Origin of the sequence: Thauera carbonicopians, from assembly GCF_025699485.1 — a bacterium.
Lineage (GTDB): Bacteria > Pseudomonadota > Gammaproteobacteria > Burkholderiales > Rhodocyclaceae > Thauera.
In genome coordinates this window covers 1-15,125 of the sequence record NZ_JANUXN010000006.1, presented here as the reverse complement: position 1 = coordinate 15,125, position 15,125 = coordinate 1, and the positions used below count along the sequence as shown (strand labels likewise).

Here is a 15,125-nt window from a genome sequence, read left to right as displayed (position 1 = left end):
TGTTGAAACGCGTGTTCGGCAGCCCCTGCGCCATCCCCCGACCCGATGCCCGATGGGCGAAAAAGGCCGAAGGCTACACCAAAAAAGCGGGGCGATGGCGCGCGCGCATCAGGGCGATCGCGCTACTCGAAGCCTTGCAGCGAACGATGAACGTGGCGGCCGATGGGCAGCGGAACCCGCGTTTGGTCGCCAAAACTGACCAGTCCATCCAGATTCAAGCACTTTATCCAGCGACGCTGCCTGCCTAGACTCCAATCCCTCACAAGCGTGTCGAAACAGGAGGCTTTCCAATGGCAGACCATTCACTGAAAGGCAAGGTCGTTCTGATCGCGGGCGGCGGCAAGAACCTGGGGGGTTTGATCGCGCGCGATTGCGCCGAGAAAGGCGCAAAGGCCGTGGCCGTGCATTACAACAGCGGATCCAGCAAGGCGGAAGCCGACGCCACCGTGGCCGCCGTCAAGGCACTGGGTGCGCAAGCCGCGGCTTTTCAGGGCGACCTGACCCAGGGGGCGAACGTCGAGAAACTGTTTGCCGATGTCCGCGCGCAGTTCGGCCAGATCGACGTGGCCGTCAATACCGTGGGCAAGGTGCTGAAGAAGCCCATCGTCGAGATCAGCGAAGAGGAGTTCGACGATCTGAACGCCGTCAACAACAAAAGCGCCTTCCTGTTCATCCGCGAAGCGGGCCGACAGCTGGCCGACAACGGTAAGCTGGTGACGCTGGTGACTTCACTGCTGGGCGCATTCACCCCCTTCTATGCCGCCTATGCGGGCGGCAAGGCGCCGGTGGAGCATTACACCCGCGCGGCGGCCAAGGAGTTCGGCGCACGAGGCATTTCCGTCACCGCCGTCGGCCCCGGCCCGATGGACACGCCCTTCTTCTATCCCGCCGAAGGCCCGGACGCGGTTGCCTACCACAAGACTGCTGCGGCGCTGTCACCCTTCAGTCCAACCGGGCTGACCCATATCGAGGACGTCGTGCCCTTCATCCGCCACCTGGTGACCGATGGCTGGTGGATCACCGGCCAGACCATTCTGATAAACGGCGGCTACACCACCAAGTAACGGAGGCAATGGCCGTTTCGTCTTCATCGGCGGCGGCCGGGTGCGGCGGTGCGTATCATGTCACCGGCAATCAGCACATCGCTGCACGCTCCTCAAGCAAGGGAAAAGCCATGCGCACAGTCATCATCATCCTGCTCGGCCTTGCAGCCACCGCCATCACGCTGTGGCTCGCACCATCGGCACAACGCAAGATTGCTGCCCTGCTGTTCACCATCGCCTGGCTGGTGGTCACCTTGCTGAACCTGCGCACCGGCCTGTCACATGGTTATACCCTGGCGGAGGAATTGCCGATCCATCTCGTGCTTTTCGGCGTACCCGTGATCACGTTCTGGGTTCTCGTGCTGCTGAAGAAGGGATGAGCATGGCCGCCGCGTCCGGGATGGCAGCCATGCAAAACGCCCTCACCGCCCGACGAGGCCGGGCGGTGTGATCATGGATCGTCTGGAGCAGTACCGAATCTTCATCCAGGTGGTCGAGGCGCGCAGCTTCATCCGGGCCGCCAATGCGCTGGGCATTCCACGCTCCAGCGTATCGGCGGCCGTGCAGCGTCTCGAACGTACGCTGGAAACATGCCTGCTGCACCGAACCACGCGGCGGGTCAGCCTGACGCTCGACGGCCAGCGCCTGCTGGAGCGCCTGACGCCCTTGCTGGCCGACGCGGAAGAGATCGAGCAACTGTTCAGTTCCGGGCGACGGCAGGTCGTTGGCGGCTTGCATGTCGACGTGCCCAGCCGCATTGCGCGCCGGCTATTGGCACCCGCATTGCCAGCGCTGCTGGCACAGCACCCTCGATTCGTGCTTACGCTGGGCGCCAGCGACCGCAACATCAACCTGGCGCAGGACGGCGTGGACTGCGTCGTGCGCGTCGGCAGCGTGCAGGGCAGCAGCCTGGCGGCACGGCCTCTCGGACGTGTGCGCATGGTCAACTGCGCCAGCCCCGATTACCTGCGACAGCACGGTCATCCCGAGCATCCGGACAGTCTGGACCGTCACCAGGCCATCGGTTATGCATCGAACCCCGGACAGGCGGCCACGTGGGACTACCTGGACGAGAACGGTCGCCTGCATGCCGTCGCCATGCACCACCCGGTGCTGGTAAACAACGTCGAGACCTACATCGCGTGCTGCCGTGCAGGATTGGGACTGATACAGGTGCCGCGCTTCGACGTGGAGGAACTGCTGGAAAAGCGGGCCTTGGTCGAAGTACTGCCGCACTGGCCCGCGCCGCCGATGGAGGTGGCCGTGCTGTATCCGCACAGGCACCAGCGCTCGCCCAGGCTGCGCCTGTTCATCGACTGGTTGGAAAGCCTGCTGGCGCCGCACCTGGATAAAGACGGCTCGTGAAGCCAAGGCCGCGCATGGCGCAATCGCGCCACAGCGCAGGCTCCGCCCGAATCAGCCCCCCGACCGGAAGAAACGCAGCCTGTTCAGGGCGCCGGGCGGCAAGGCCCCCATCAGCGCACCCAGCGACACCACGAGAATCCCGACCATCGTCGTGACGCCCAGCGCCTCGCCGAGGATCAGGAAGCCGCCGATCGCCGAGAAGGCCGGAACCAGCGCCAGCATCATCGAAGCCTGGCAGGCGCCGATCTTCTGGTTGGCGTAACTGTACATGCCGGCCGCCAGCATCGCGGCGATGAGGCCCTGATAGACCGCCTGCAGGCCGATCTCGCCCCAGCCCGCCTGGGCGATGTTGCCCGGCAGCCAGAGGAAATACACCGGCATATAGGACAGCATCGAGAAAGTCGCGATGCCGAGAATGCCGAGCTGCGGCCGGATCTGCCAGCGGCGCATCAGCAGCCCGAAAATGGCCCAGCACAGCGCGGCAGCAAGAAAGAGCAGGTCGCCGACCCACTCGTCGGCAGCCGCCGGCGAGAACAGGCTCTGGAAGCCGATCAGCACCAGCCCGGCGGTCGACAGGACCAGCGCCAGCACGGTCTGGCGCGCAATGTGGAAGCCTGCCGCGACGGCAACGATGGCCACGGTCCAGAACGGAATGCCGCCATTGACGAACACGCCGGCGTGCGCGCTCGGCGCGAAGGCGAAACCCGAATAGACCAGAATCCCGTAGCCCAGGCCGCCGAACAGCGCCAGTGCCATGTAGCGCGGCCACTCGCGCGGCGGCACCAGACGGACGAAGAACGGCAGCGCCAGCACCCCGGACACGCCGTAGCGCAGTGCCGCAAGATCGAAGGGGGTGAAGGTCGCGGTGCTGCCGAAGCGCGACACGATGTTGAAGCCGGACCAGCAGATGACCACGACCAGCGCGGCCAGCAAGCCCTTGGCCGTATCGGAAAGCCCCATGTGGTGATTGCCGCTCAATTGAACCTCATTTCCATGTTTTTTTATTGGGCCGCCCCTGCGCAGCGGCCCGGCAGTGTGACACGCATCGCCCCGATGCACCGAAGGCGGCACTCAAGGCAGGATGAAGCGGCTCTTCTCCCGGCTCGCCGTGCCGGCATCATGCACCGCTGCGGTATGGAATTCGATCGGCCTCGCCCCCGCGGGCGCCGCTTCGGCGGGAGACGACACGACGAGCGGCACGGTGTGGATGCTGCCCGGCCCGATGGTGAATTCGCTGTCGCCTTCGATCTTCAGGCCCGGCAGGCCGACGACCTCGACCCTGAAGGTGCGCACGGCCTCTTCCATGTTGATCAGCTTCAGCGTGTAGTCGTTTTCGATACGGCCTTCGGCGGTTTCCCGCGACAGCAGGCCGCGGTCGCGGATCACGTCGACCCGCAACGTCGAACGCTGGCTCAGCGTCGATACGCTGAGCACCGAGAACAGCAGCAGCAAGCCGGCGTAGACGAGCACCCGCGGCCCCGGCACCCATCGCCCCCTCCCCTCGCCGCCCCGCGTCGGCGCGCCGGCGAGTTCGCGCTCCGACGCGAAGCGGATCAGCCCGCGCGGCGCGCCGAGCTTGTCCATCACCTGGTTGCAGCCATCGACGCACAGGCCGCAGTTGATGCACTGGTATTGCAGGCCGTCGCGGATGTCGATGCCGGTCGGGCAGACCTGCACGCAGATGCCGCAGTCGATGCAGTCGCCTGTACTGCCCGCGTGCCGCAGCGCCCCGCGCGGCTCGCCGCGGCGATGATCGTAGCCGACACTGGCCGTCGCGCCATCGATCATCACGCCCTGGAAGCGGGAATACGGGCACATGTGCTGGCACACCGCCTCGCGCGCCAGCCCGGCCTGCACATAGGTGAAGGACGCGTAGAAGATCAGCCAGAAGCTTTCCCATGGACCGGTCTGCAGCGCCGCAACCGACGGCAGCAGTTCGCGGATCGGCGTGAAATAGCCGACGAAGGTGATCGCGGTCCAGCTTGCCACCAGCGCCCAGATGCCGTGCTTGAGCGCCTTGATTGCCAGCTTGCGCGCCGACATCGGGCTCCGGTCCAGCTTCAGGCGCGCCAGGTGGTCGCCTTCGATCCTGGCCTCGATCCAGACGAAGATCGAGGTATACACCGTCTGCGGACAGGCGAAGCCGCAGAACAGCCGCCCGGCCAGGGCGGTGACGAAAAACAGCGCGGTCGCCGCCAGGATCAGCATGAAGGCCAGCAGCAGCGCGTCCTGCGGCCACAGCACCAGGCCGAAGAGATAGAGCTTTTCATGCACGATGTCGAACAGGATCGCCTGCCTGACCCCTTCGCCCGTATCCCAGCGCAGCCAACAGCCGCCATAGAAGATGATCTGGGTCAGCCACACCACGACCCAGCGCGCGGTGTTGAAGCGCCCTTCGACGGCCTTGGCATGGATCGTGCCCTTGCTGCGGTAAAGCTCAAGTCTGGCTTCGCGCACCTTGCTGACGGCCTTGCTCATCGGTGGACTCCGGTTCTTGCGATGAGCGCAGTACATCATCCGGCCGGCAACCGGAACAGATTCAGACGATACGATTTCCGATAGGAACAGATCAGGCGAGCTGTTGCCCGATCAGCGTACCGAGCGTACGCAAGGCCTGATCCTGCCGGGCGCCCGCCGGATGGCCGAAGTTCAGCCGCAGGTAGTTGCGGAACGCGCGCGTCGCCGAAAAGATCGGCCCGGGGGCGATGCTGATGCCGCAGGCCAGCGCCTGCTGGTGCAGACGCAGGGTGTCGACCTGCGGCGGCAATTCCAGCCACAGGAAATAGCCGCCGTCGGGGCGCGCCAGCCGGATCCCGGGCGGAAAGTGCCGCTCGATGCCCGCCACCAGCACCGCCTCCTGCTCCGCCAGATGGCGGCGCAAGTTGCGCAGGTGCGCATCGAAACCGCCGCGCTTCATGTAGCCCGCCAAGGCGATCTGCAGCGGCACCGCCGTCGCCAGGCTGGTGGAGAACTTCTGCCGCTGCACTTCCCTGGCGTAGCGCCCGGCCGCCACCCAGCCCACCCGGTAGCCGGGCGCGAGGCACTTCGAGAACGAGGACACGTGCAGCACCAGGCCGTCCGCATCCATCGCCTTGGTCGCAGCCGGCGCATCACGGCCGAAATGCAGCTCGGCGTAGACGTCGTCCTCGATCAGCGGCACCTGGTGCCGGCGCAGCAGCTCGACCAGCGCGCGCTTGTTCCCGTCCGATACCCGGCTGCCGGTGGGATTGGAGAAATTGAGCATGAACAGGCAGGCCTTGACCGGATGGCGGCGCAGCGCATCGGCCAGCGCGTCCAGGCTCACACCTTCGCGCGGATGGCTCGGGATTTCCACCACCTTGAGCCCCAGCCGCTCGCTGGCCTGCAGCCCGGCATAGAAGGTGGGCGACTCCACCGCGATCAGATCCCCCGGCCGGGTCAGCGCCTGCAGGCACAGGTTGATGCCTTCCAGCGCGCCGGAAGTGGCGATGATTTCCTGCGGCGACACCACAGCCCCCTGGGCCAGATAGCGCAAGGCGATCTGCCGCCGCAGTTCCTCGTTGCCCGGCGGCAGGTCGGTCACCGTCGACAGCGGCGCCAGCTTGCGCCCCGCGCCGGCAAGGAAGCGGCCCAGCTTGTCCAGCGGATACAGGTCCGCGCCTGGAAAGCTGGATCCCAGCGGCACGATCGCGGGGTCGCGCACGCTGTCCAGGATCTGGAAGATGAAGTCGCTGACCTGCAGCGCCGTCGCCCCGCCGGCCGGCTGCGTCATGCCGGGTTCGGGCAGGCTGCGGCCGAGCCGGGCACGCACGAAGTAGCCGGACTTCGGCCGCGCCTCGATCAGCCCCCTGCTTTCGAGCAGATGGTAGGCCTGCATCACCGTGACCGGACTGACCTCATGGCGCCGGCAGGCCTGCCGGACCGAGGGCAGCCGCTCGCCAGCGCGCAGCACGCCATCGGCGATCAGCGCCGCCGTCCTGTCCGCGATGTCCTGATAAAGCGTCATGCCCGGATGCTAGCAGGCCGCGGCCGCGCCGGCTGCCGGTATAATGCGCGGTTTTCCAGATTCCGCCGGAGCCTTGCATGGAAGCCGAACGCCAGAACGCCATCGCCGAGAAACTCGCCGACCTCGCCGCCCGGGGTCGCGAACTACGGAGGTATCTTTGACTACGATGTGAAAGCATCGAAGCTCGAAGAAGTCAATCGCGCGCTGGAAGACCCGGCCGTCTGGAACAACGCCGAACGGGCGCAGGAACTCGGCAAGGAAAAGCGCACGCTCGAAGACGTGGTGCTGACGCTGCAGCACATCGACGCCCAGTCGCGCGACCTGAAGGATCTGTACGAGCTCGCCGAAGCCGAGGACGACGACGACACCTTCGAGGCGGTCGAAGCCGATCTCGGCGGGCTGGCAGCGGAAATCGAGAAGCTCGAATTCCGCCGCATGTTCAGCAACCCGATGGACCCGAACAACTGCTTCATCGAAATCCAGGCCGGCGCCGGCGGCACCGAGGCGCAGGACTGGGCGGGCATGCTCGAGCGCATGTACCTGCGCTATGCCGAGAAGAACGGCTTCAGCGTCGAGCTGATGGAAGAGACCGAAGGCGAAGTCGCCGGCATCAAGAACTGCACGATCAAGGTCAGCGGCGAATACGCTTACGGCTACCTGCGCACCGAGACCGGCATCCACCGCCTGGTGCGCAAGTCGCCGTTCGACTCCAACGCGCGCCGCCACACCAGCTTCACCTCGGTGTTCGTGTATCCGGAGGTCGACGATTCGATCGAGATCGAGATCAACCCGGCCGACCTGCGCATCGACACCTACCGCGCCTCCGGTGCCGGCGGCCAGCACATCAACAAGACCGACTCCGCAGTGCGCATCACGCACGAGCCGAGCGGCATCGTCGTGCAGTGCCAGAACGACCGCTCGCAGCACAAGAACAAGGCCGAGGCGATGTCGATGCTGAAGGCGCGCCTGTACGAGCTCGAACTGCGCAAGCGCCAGTCCGAGCAGCAGAAGCTGGAAGACAGCAAGAGCGACATCGGCTGGGGCCACCAGATCCGCAGCTACGTGCTCGACCAGTCGCGCATCAAGGATCTGCGCACCAACTACGAAGTGGGCAACACCCAGGCGGTGCTGGACGGCGACCTCGCGGACTTCATCGCGGCGAGCCTGAAGCAGGGCGTCTGATCATTCACCGGCCGCGGGCTCGGACAGGCTGAAGGATGAGTAGCGCCGAAGGCGAAACCCATCACTTCGGCGACGGCCCCACGACTCCGATCGATGGGTTTCGCCGTGCTCTACCTGCGCGACCCGACCCATCCCACGATCCTGCGGGCCCGGACAATCTTCGCCAGCTCCACGAACAGCCGCCCTCCTCTCGTCTGCCCTCACTGCCCCGGTCTGACACCTCCACAATGACCGATCCCTTCCTATCCGACTTCCTCGCTCCCGGCGTCGACGCCGGCGAAGTGCCCGAACTGGCGGCGCTGGCCTCGGCGCGGCCACTGCTCGACGCCTTCATCACGCTGTTCCGCGGCACCGAAGCCGAAGTGCTGATGCGCCTGCTGGTGCTGCGCGAGATCGGCCAGGAAGCCGAAGTGCCGCGCTGGTCGCCCGAGGCGCTGCGCGCGCGCTTCGCCTATCTCGACCCAGTGAAGCTCGAGACGGTGCTGAAGCGCCTGCGCGACAACGCCCTGCTGAGCATCGGCGAGGACGGCCAGTACGCGCTGTCGGACATCGGCCGCAACGCGGTGGCGGCACTGGCCATGCTGCTGCGCTTCGGCGACGAGGAAGACGCCGAGCTGGGCTTTCTCACCGCGCAACTGGCCGGCCTGCAGGCTGTCGGCGGCGTCACCGCCGAATCGCTCGGCCACCTGCTGTCCAAGCTCACCGATCTCACCTGGCACTTCGAGGAAGCGATCGCCTCCGGCTCCGAGTTCCGCATCCTCGACGCCCGCCGCCGGCTGTCGGCCAACGGCCGCTGGCTGGAGCGCGGCACCGACATCCTCAACAAGCTGCTAGCCGAGCCGGATGCCGATTTCGAACTCGCCCGCGTCGCCCAGCGCATCGGCCTGGCGCAGTCGCGGCTCGCCCGCGTGGACGCATCCTTCCAGCGCGCGCTGAACAAGATCGAAGCCCAGCGCGTGACGCTGGGCGGCTCCGGCATCTCCTCGTCCGACGTCGCCGCCTGGCTGCGCCGGCTGGACAGCAGCACGCTGGCCGGGCTCGCCAGCGGCTGCATTGCTGCAGTGCCCGAACTGCCGCTGCTGGCTGGCGGACACGAACTGCTGGACCGCGCCGAAAGCGCGCTCGGCGGCGAGGCTGCGCAGAACACGGCAGACGCCACGCTGCCACCGCCCGATGCCGCGCCGGTCGACGCCGCGCCCGAGACCGAAGACCTGGCGATGCTGGAGCACTTCACCCATCGCCTCGACGCCCTGCCCGGCGCGCAGCCGCTGCACCAGGTCGTCGCCGGCGGCGGCTTCGCGCCGGCCAGCTACCGCCTGTCGCTGCTCGCGCTGCTGGCCGACGGTGAACACGCCAGCCCGGTCGACGGGCCGGTCGGTGCCTTCATGCGTCTGCCGCTGGACGTCCATTTCGGCGACGAACTGGTCGCAGTCGGCGAAGACGAGATCGCCGCCATCAACAGCGGCGAAGTCAGCCCGCGCCTGCCGCACGCCCCTGCCCCGGCAGCCCCACTCGCCCACTCCTGAACGGTGCGCCCATGGAACACGAACTGAAGACGCTCACCGCCCGCCTGCTCGCCCAGCGCTGGCTGCCGCGCAGTGACCGCATGGTGCGGCGAGCACTGGTCGATGAGAGCTTTCGTCTCGAACTCGACCGCCGCCTGGCCGACGTCGGCCTGCAACTGCTCGACAACCCCTACGCCGCCCATGTCGGCGTCGCGCTGCAGGCCGACATGGCCGAACCGGTGTTCGGCGCCGGCCGCGAATACGCCGCCAGCAACCTGGGCCTGACGCGCGACGAGATCGCACTGCTGGTGGTGATCTGGTCGCTGATCGTGCTGCCCAAGCGCGAGCGCCAGGTCACGCGGCGCGAACTCGTCGACGACGGCCAGGCCGACATGTTCGGCGGCGACAAACCGGTCGCCCACGGCGAGGCCGTTTCCGGCAGCCTGGCCGAAAGCTCGCTGCTGGCCGACTTCGGCCCCCGCCTCGGCGGCAAGACGCGCATGGCGATCGCGCTCGGCAAGCTGAACCGCCTGGGCTTCATCGAGCGCCGCGCCGGCATCATCGGCGAAGGGCCGCTGCTCGACGTCGCGCTCGACTACCGCGTGATGGCCGACCGCATCATCCACGGCACGCTGGGCGAAGTGCTGGCCGCGACCGGCCACCACCTGCCGGGCGCGGAGGCGGCCGACGATGACGAGACAGCCGCCGACGACGAAGCCGTCACTGCCGGCTGAAACCTGGACGGCTGATCAAACCTATTCTCCCTGTTCCGCTTCAGCGGCCACCGGCCGCATGCAGGTAGGCAAGCAGCTCGGCCATCAGGCCGTTGATCGCGGCGTATTTGCTTTCATCCGCAGCCAGGATCCCGGCTTCGGATTGCACCCAGGCTGCAGGCTGCAGCTCATCCCGGCAATGCTCGACGATCTGCCGCGCCGACTCGGGCGTGGTCTCCAGGTGGAACTGCAGCCCGATCACTGCCTTGCCGAACTGGAAAGCCTGATTGTCGCAAGCCGTGCTGCGTGCGAGATGGGCAGCCCCGGCCGGCAGGCTGAAGGTCTCGCCGTGCCAGTGGAAGACCTCGACTGCCGACGGGAAGCGGAACGGCATCAAGTCGTCCTGCACCACCGCCTCGACCGGAAACCAGCCGATCTCACGCTCGCGGTTGGCAAACACCTGTCCACCCAGCGCGCAAGCGATCAGTTGAGCCCCCAGGCACACACCCAGCACCGGCCTGCCGAGACGGATGACTTCGGCAATGAAACGCTTTTCCGCCACCAGCCACGGCAGCTCGGCCTCGTCGTTGACGCTCATCGGCCCACCCATCACCATCAGCAGATCGACCGACTCGGGTTCGGGCAGCAGCACACTCTGCTCGAAGAAATGGGTAGTGCCGATGTCGTAGCCGGCGTTTTCCAACCAGGGGCCGATGCTGCCCGGCCCCTCGAAAGCGACGTGCTGCAGGATGTGTGCGTACATGGGTCGGAAGTCCGCTCTTCTTATCCGGGTGTCGGGGAAACGCGGAACTGGAACACCGCGTCGTCATCCCAGCAGTCCAGCAAAATGCGTTCCACCCGTTGCTGCCACAACCGGCCGAAGCGGCGGCGCTCGTCGTCAGTCGCCTCGCCATGCAGGCACTTCCCCATCAGCGCCGACGTCTCGGCCTCGGCCGGCACCTGCGAAAGATCCGACGCGGCATCGACGAAGGCACCGCTATCGATGCGCGTCAGCCGCAAACCGAGCGGCGCGTCGGCCTCGAAACGCTGCAGCCCGCGGCGTACGAAACGGCCGGCGATGCCCTTGAAACCGCCCTGCTGCGTGGCACCGGTGATCAAGGTCAGCACACTGGCGATGACGCCGGTCACGCCCTGCTCCAGCGGCTCGGCGAAATCGACACGGACGCCGCCGCGTTCGGACAAGCCATCCGGGTAAAGCAGGCTCATCGAACGGCAGGCCAACACATAGGCCGACGCCACCGTCGGGCAGGAATGCCCGGCCAGTTTCACGGCATCCTCGTAGCCGTAATCGAGCACGCCACCTTCGGCGGCACCGAGGAAATCGGCCAGGGGGTCATGTACACGGATGCGCGGCACGCGCTGGAAGAATTCGGGAAAGCTCATCGGATCTGCCTCTGTGGAGCGATACACGGGCACCCAGTGTTGCGGAGCCGGCCATGCACGGCATTGATGCAGCTCATTTCGCGCCCCGCACCATCTCAGTGCAGCTTCCGGCATGGCCGCTGCATTTGCCGCCACCCAAGGCCACCGCTACACTCCCCGCCTCGCATCCTGCCCGCGCCATCCCCTGCCGGGCCGCAAACCCTTTCGGCCGAACATCCAACATGTTTCACATCAAGACCCTGGAACTCGTCCACTGGGACTTCTGGCGCCGCTTCTCGCTGCCGCTGGACGCCCAGATCATCACCATCGTCGGCCCCAACGGCTCGGGCAAGACCACGCTGCTCGACGCCCTGCGCACGCTGTTCGCGCTGCGCTGCTCGGGCAAGCGCGACTTCCGCCGCTACGTGCGCCGCGCCGATCGCAGCTTTGCCTGGATCCGCGCCATCGTCGCCAACCTGCCGGGCAGCAGCGGCAAGCGCCCCTTCTTCCCCTGCCTGTCGGACGAAGTCACCCTCGCCTGCCGCATCCGCAAGGCCGGCGGCGACTGGATCCGCGACTACACCATCATCGACGGCAACCAGGACATCGAGGCGCTGGAAGCCAGCAACGACTGGATCGGCCTGCGCGACTACCAGCACCGCCTCGCCTGGGGCGGCCTGACGCCGGCGATCACCAAGGTGCTAGCGCTGGAACAGGGCGACACCGACAAGCTGTGCGAATACTCGCCCAAGGCGCTGCTGGAACTCGTCTTCGACGTCTTCGGTGACAAGGAAGTGCTGGACAACTACCAGGCCGCGCGCGAGGAGCAGAAATCCGCCGAACGCGAGCTCGACGAACTCGGCATCGACCTCGACCGCCTGAAGACCCAGGCCGAGGAAAAGAAGGCCGAAGCCAACCGCTTCCTCGAATGGAAGCAGCTCGCCGACGAAGCCCAGGCCCTGCAGGCCGAGATCGTGCCGCGCCTGGAAGTGGCCGAACTCGCACGCGACATCGCCACCGAGCACGAAGCCCTGCGCCGCGTCAATCTCGAACGCAGCGACAAGCTCGCCGAACAGCGCGACGCCCGCCTGCGGCTCGAAACCGTGCTGGCCGAACAGGAGACCGGCAAGGCCGAACGCGCCCGACTGAAGGACAGCGACACGAGCACCGAACAAGCCTACCTCGCCGCCCACGACCGCGTGCGCGACCTGGAAAAGCTGCTCGCCGAGCGCGACACCCTGCGCGCCCAGCTTGCCAGCGAACACGGTGCCGACGCAGTCGCACTGGAAAAGGAACACGAAGAAGCCGACGCTGCCCGCACCCGCCTGCGCACCAGGGAACGCGAACTCGTCGCCGCCTTCGAGGAAAAGACCGAAACCCTGCGCCACGAGCGCAACCGCGGCGGCCCGCCGGGCGACGCCGAAGTCTCCCGCTTCCGCGTCCGCCTCAGCGCCGAAGGCATCGCCCACCGCAGCCTGGCCGAAGTGGTCGAAGTCACCGACCCGGCCTGGCAAGCCGCGCTCGAAGCCATCCTGCGGCCCTACCGCCACCTGATCCTGCTCGAACGCGAAGCCGACCGCCACGCCGCCTGGGCGCTGGGCGAGCGCGAACGCTTCCGCCACTTCATCGTCCCCGAGCGCGAAACCGCACCGCCGCCGCGGTCGATGAGCCTGGCCGAAGTGGTCGAATTCGACGCCCCGGTGCCGCGCTGGCTCAGCGACCTGCTCAACCGCATCCGCCGCGTCGAAGACGCCGACGCCGCCCGCGACCTGCCGCGCGAACAGGAATGGATCACCCGCGACGGCTACCACCGCGAACGCCGCGGCGCCCGCCACCTCGGCCGGCCGCAGGAATTCCACTTCGGCGAACTCGCCCGCCAGTCGCGCCTTGCCGCGCTGCAGGACGAAATCACCGCGCTCGACAAGCAACTGCACGCCCTGCGCCCCAAGCTGGACGAAACCACCGAGCGCGTCACCGCGCTGCGCCAGTGCATGCTCGGCCTGCAATCGGCGCAACTGCTCGCCGCCAAGGCCGAAATCTACGCCGCCGCCGAAACCGAACTGCCGCAGGCGCGCAAGACACTGACCGCCGCGATCACCGAACGCGCCGACATGCGCGGCACGCTCGACGCCCTGAACGAAAAGCTCAACGGCATTCAGATCGAGCTTTCCCACCGTCAAAGTGCGCTCAAGGCCATCGACCAGCGCCTGGCCGACATCGCCCGCGACCACGGCCCGCGCCGCCACGCCCAGGCCGAACGCATCCTCAGCCTGCGCCGCCGCCGGCGCGGCATGCCGCCGCACTGGCTCGACAGCGGCGAACTCGCCCTGCTCGCCGAGCGCTACGGCGACGCCCGCGGCGCCCGCGCCGAGCTCGAGCGCCTGCGCCGCCGCCTCGACGAAGGCGACTGGATCACCGACTCCGCCGTGCTCGTCGTCCGCGACCGCCTCGCCGCCGACGTCGCCCTGCGCGAACGCGACTACCTCGACCGCCAGGGCTACTGCGCCACCGCCCGCCGCCACACCGACAACGCCCGCGCCGCCTACATCGCCAAGCTGCGCGCCACCGTGCGCCAGTACGCCAAGAACCTGAAAGCACTCGGCGAACTCGCCAACGTCAGCGTCGACTGCCCCACCCCACACCTTGACAACGACGACCTGTCGCTGGCCCAGGCCGGCCTGGAAGTGCGCTTCGACTTCGACCGCAAGGGAGCCGTCGGCCTCAACGACGGCGAAGCCTCCGGCGGCCAGCAGGTGATGAAATCGCTGATCCTGCTGATCGGCCTGCTGATGGACGAAGCCCGCCCCGGCGGCTTCGTTTTCATCGACGAACCTTTCGCCCACCTCGACATCGCCAACATCGACCGCGTCGGTACCTTCCTGCGGGCCACACGGGCGCAATATCTGATCACCACGCCGGTGACGCACAACGCCAATGTGTTTGCGCCAGCGCAACTGACGCTGGTGACGCGCAAGAAGCAGCCGGGGGATGATTGGGCGCCGGCGATCGGAGTGTTGCAACGGGCGGTGTAGATGCGCCGCCATCCAGAGAAGCTCTGAACAAGTCGGTTTTCGTTCGTCACTCCCGCAAAAGTGGGAGTCCAGCACTTTTGACGTCACGACAGGTCGGCGAATTGCGCAGCATCACGCTGCCTTCGCATGCAACTCGAACTGCACTTTCACATCCTGGTATGGAAACAGCAGCTTGCCGTCGCTGGCCTTGTCCACCAGGCCGCACCGCATCCACCGCCTGTCCAAACTGCCACGCCAGCATTCTGTCTACTCAGTCCAACTCTCCCAGACAGGGCTCCACTGTGGCTGCCGAGTGAGTGGCAAACCGCTGGCCGTCAGCGGCCTTGACGTAGGCCGCGGCGTGGCGGGCGTACCACTGCAGCGCCGCCGGTTTCACACCGGATTCGGCGAGTGAAAACCGGTACTTATGCCAGAAGCGGGCTACCGTGTCGGAGTGGTTTGACAAGGTCATGGGCCTGGACTAACGTCATCGCCGATGCAGTTGGAAGTTGTAGGCGTAAATGCTAAACAAATAATTTGGGGCGGGCAATATGTGGATTCCGTCTACTCCTCCACCAGCCCGTTCCGTCTACTACACTGTTGAACTAAACCGCTGACGCGGTGGTGGCACAAGCTTCCACCGCGTTGCCCATTTGGGTTGGGCAGCGGCGCTGATCGGGCGTGGCGCCGGGAAGTCGCCGGCATGCAGTGCCATCCTCGCTATCGGGAATGTTCCCGGTCACGAGGAGAACGTCATGTCGCCACTTCGCCAACGAATGGATGACGCGATGGTGCTGCGCGGATTCGCCGAGCGCACCCGTGAAGCCTACCTGCTCTGCGTGCGCTCGCTGGCCAAGTACTACCGCCGCCGGCCCGATCAACTGAGCATGGCCGAGTTGCAGGCCTATCTGCTCCATCTGATTGTCGACAAGAAGCTC

At 66.7% G+C, this 15,125-nt stretch carries 14 protein-coding genes; 9 read left to right on the top strand and 5 right to left on the bottom strand.

Going from position 1 to position 15,125, the window contains the following annotated elements; translation table 11 throughout:
* Positions 1-2: 2 nt before the first annotated feature.
* The 4 genes from NX068_RS10045 to NX068_RS10030 all read left to right on the top strand — a co-directional run bounded on the left by NX068_RS10045 (position 3) and on the right by NX068_RS10030 (position 2,408).
* A complete protein-coding gene (locus NX068_RS10045) occupies positions 3-248 on the top strand; it encodes a hypothetical protein (RefSeq protein WP_263461300.1) in 246 nt (81 codons plus the stop codon).
* A 42-nt stretch (positions 249-290) separates the two neighbouring features.
* Positions 291-1,064 (top strand): SDR family oxidoreductase, encoded by a 774-nt coding sequence (locus NX068_RS10040; protein WP_263461138.1) that lies wholly within the window; start codon positions 291-293, stop codon positions 1,062-1,064.
* Between the two features lie 8 nt (positions 1,065-1,072).
* Positions 1,073-1,423 (top strand): hypothetical protein, encoded by a 351-nt coding sequence (locus NX068_RS10035; RefSeq protein ID WP_263461137.1) that lies wholly within the window; start codon positions 1,073-1,075, stop codon positions 1,421-1,423.
* Positions 1,424-1,496: 73 nt separating this feature from the next.
* Positions 1,497-2,408, top strand: coding sequence for a LysR family transcriptional regulator (locus tag NX068_RS10030; protein WP_263461136.1), 912 nt, complete (start codon positions 1,497-1,499; stop codon positions 2,406-2,408).
* 51 nt (positions 2,409-2,459) lie between these two features.
* Here the strand turns inward: NX068_RS10030 and NX068_RS10025 are convergent, their stop codons facing one another.
* The 3 genes from NX068_RS10025 to NX068_RS10015 all read right to left on the bottom strand — a co-directional run bounded on the left by NX068_RS10025 (position 2,460) and on the right by NX068_RS10015 (position 6,393).
* Positions 2,460-3,368, bottom strand: a complete 909-nt coding sequence (locus tag NX068_RS10025; protein WP_327084819.1) for a DMT family transporter — start codon at positions 3,366-3,368, stop codon at positions 2,460-2,462.
* 111 nt (positions 3,369-3,479) lie between these two features.
* Positions 3,480-4,886, bottom strand: a complete 1,407-nt coding sequence (gene ccoG, locus NX068_RS10020; RefSeq protein ID WP_263461134.1) for a cytochrome c oxidase accessory protein CcoG — start codon at positions 4,884-4,886, stop codon at positions 3,480-3,482.
* A gap of 91 nt (positions 4,887-4,977) precedes the next feature.
* The gene (locus NX068_RS10015) at positions 4,978-6,393 is read right to left on the bottom strand and encodes an aminotransferase-like domain-containing protein (protein ID WP_263461133.1); all 1,416 of its coding nucleotides are present in this window, start codon (positions 6,391-6,393) and stop codon (positions 4,978-4,980) included.
* Positions 6,394-6,470: 77 nt separating this feature from the next.
* On the opposite strand from NX068_RS10015, the gene prfB reads away from it, so the two are divergent.
* The 3 genes from prfB (at position 6,471) to NX068_RS10000 (ending at position 9,814) form a co-directional block, all read left to right on the top strand.
* A protein-coding gene (gene prfB / locus NX068_RS10010) for a peptide chain release factor 2 (protein WP_263461132.1) occupies positions 6,471-7,575 on the top strand; the annotation gives its coding sequence in 2 pieces (ribosomal slippage) (positions 6,471-6,551 and positions 6,553-7,575; 1,104 coding nt in all).
* A 227-nt stretch (positions 7,576-7,802) separates the two neighbouring features.
* Positions 7,803-9,101 (top strand): hypothetical protein, encoded by a 1,299-nt coding sequence (locus tag NX068_RS10005; protein ID WP_263461131.1) that lies wholly within the window; start codon positions 7,803-7,805, stop codon positions 9,099-9,101.
* Positions 9,102-9,112: 11 nt separating this feature from the next.
* Positions 9,113-9,814, top strand: coding sequence for a hypothetical protein (locus tag NX068_RS10000; RefSeq protein ID WP_263461130.1), 702 nt, complete (start codon positions 9,113-9,115; stop codon positions 9,812-9,814).
* Positions 9,815-9,854: 40 nt separating this feature from the next.
* Here NX068_RS10000 and NX068_RS09995 read toward each other — a convergent pair whose 3' ends face one another.
* Both NX068_RS09995 and NX068_RS09990 read right to left on the bottom strand, forming a co-directional pair.
* Positions 9,855-10,556 (bottom strand): type 1 glutamine amidotransferase, encoded by a 702-nt coding sequence (locus NX068_RS09995; RefSeq protein WP_263461129.1) that lies wholly within the window; start codon positions 10,554-10,556, stop codon positions 9,855-9,857.
* A gap of 20 nt (positions 10,557-10,576) precedes the next feature.
* Positions 10,577-11,197: a hypothetical protein gene (locus tag NX068_RS09990; protein WP_263461128.1), complete on the bottom strand. Its 621-nt coding sequence runs from the start codon at positions 11,195-11,197 to the stop codon at positions 10,577-10,579.
* Positions 11,198-11,418: 221 nt separating this feature from the next.
* On the opposite strand from NX068_RS09990, the gene NX068_RS09985 reads away from it, so the two are divergent.
* Together NX068_RS09985 and NX068_RS09980 are read left to right on the top strand one after the other, a co-directional pair.
* Positions 11,419-14,208 carry an AAA family ATPase gene (locus NX068_RS09985; protein ID WP_263461127.1) on the top strand — a complete coding sequence of 930 codons (2,790 nt, stop codon included), beginning with the start codon at positions 11,419-11,421 and terminating at the stop codon, positions 14,206-14,208.
* Between the two features lie 734 nt (positions 14,209-14,942).
* Positions 14,943-15,125: phage integrase N-terminal SAM-like domain-containing protein (locus NX068_RS09980; RefSeq protein ID WP_263461126.1), on the top strand; the 183-nt coding region annotated here is incomplete at its 3' end.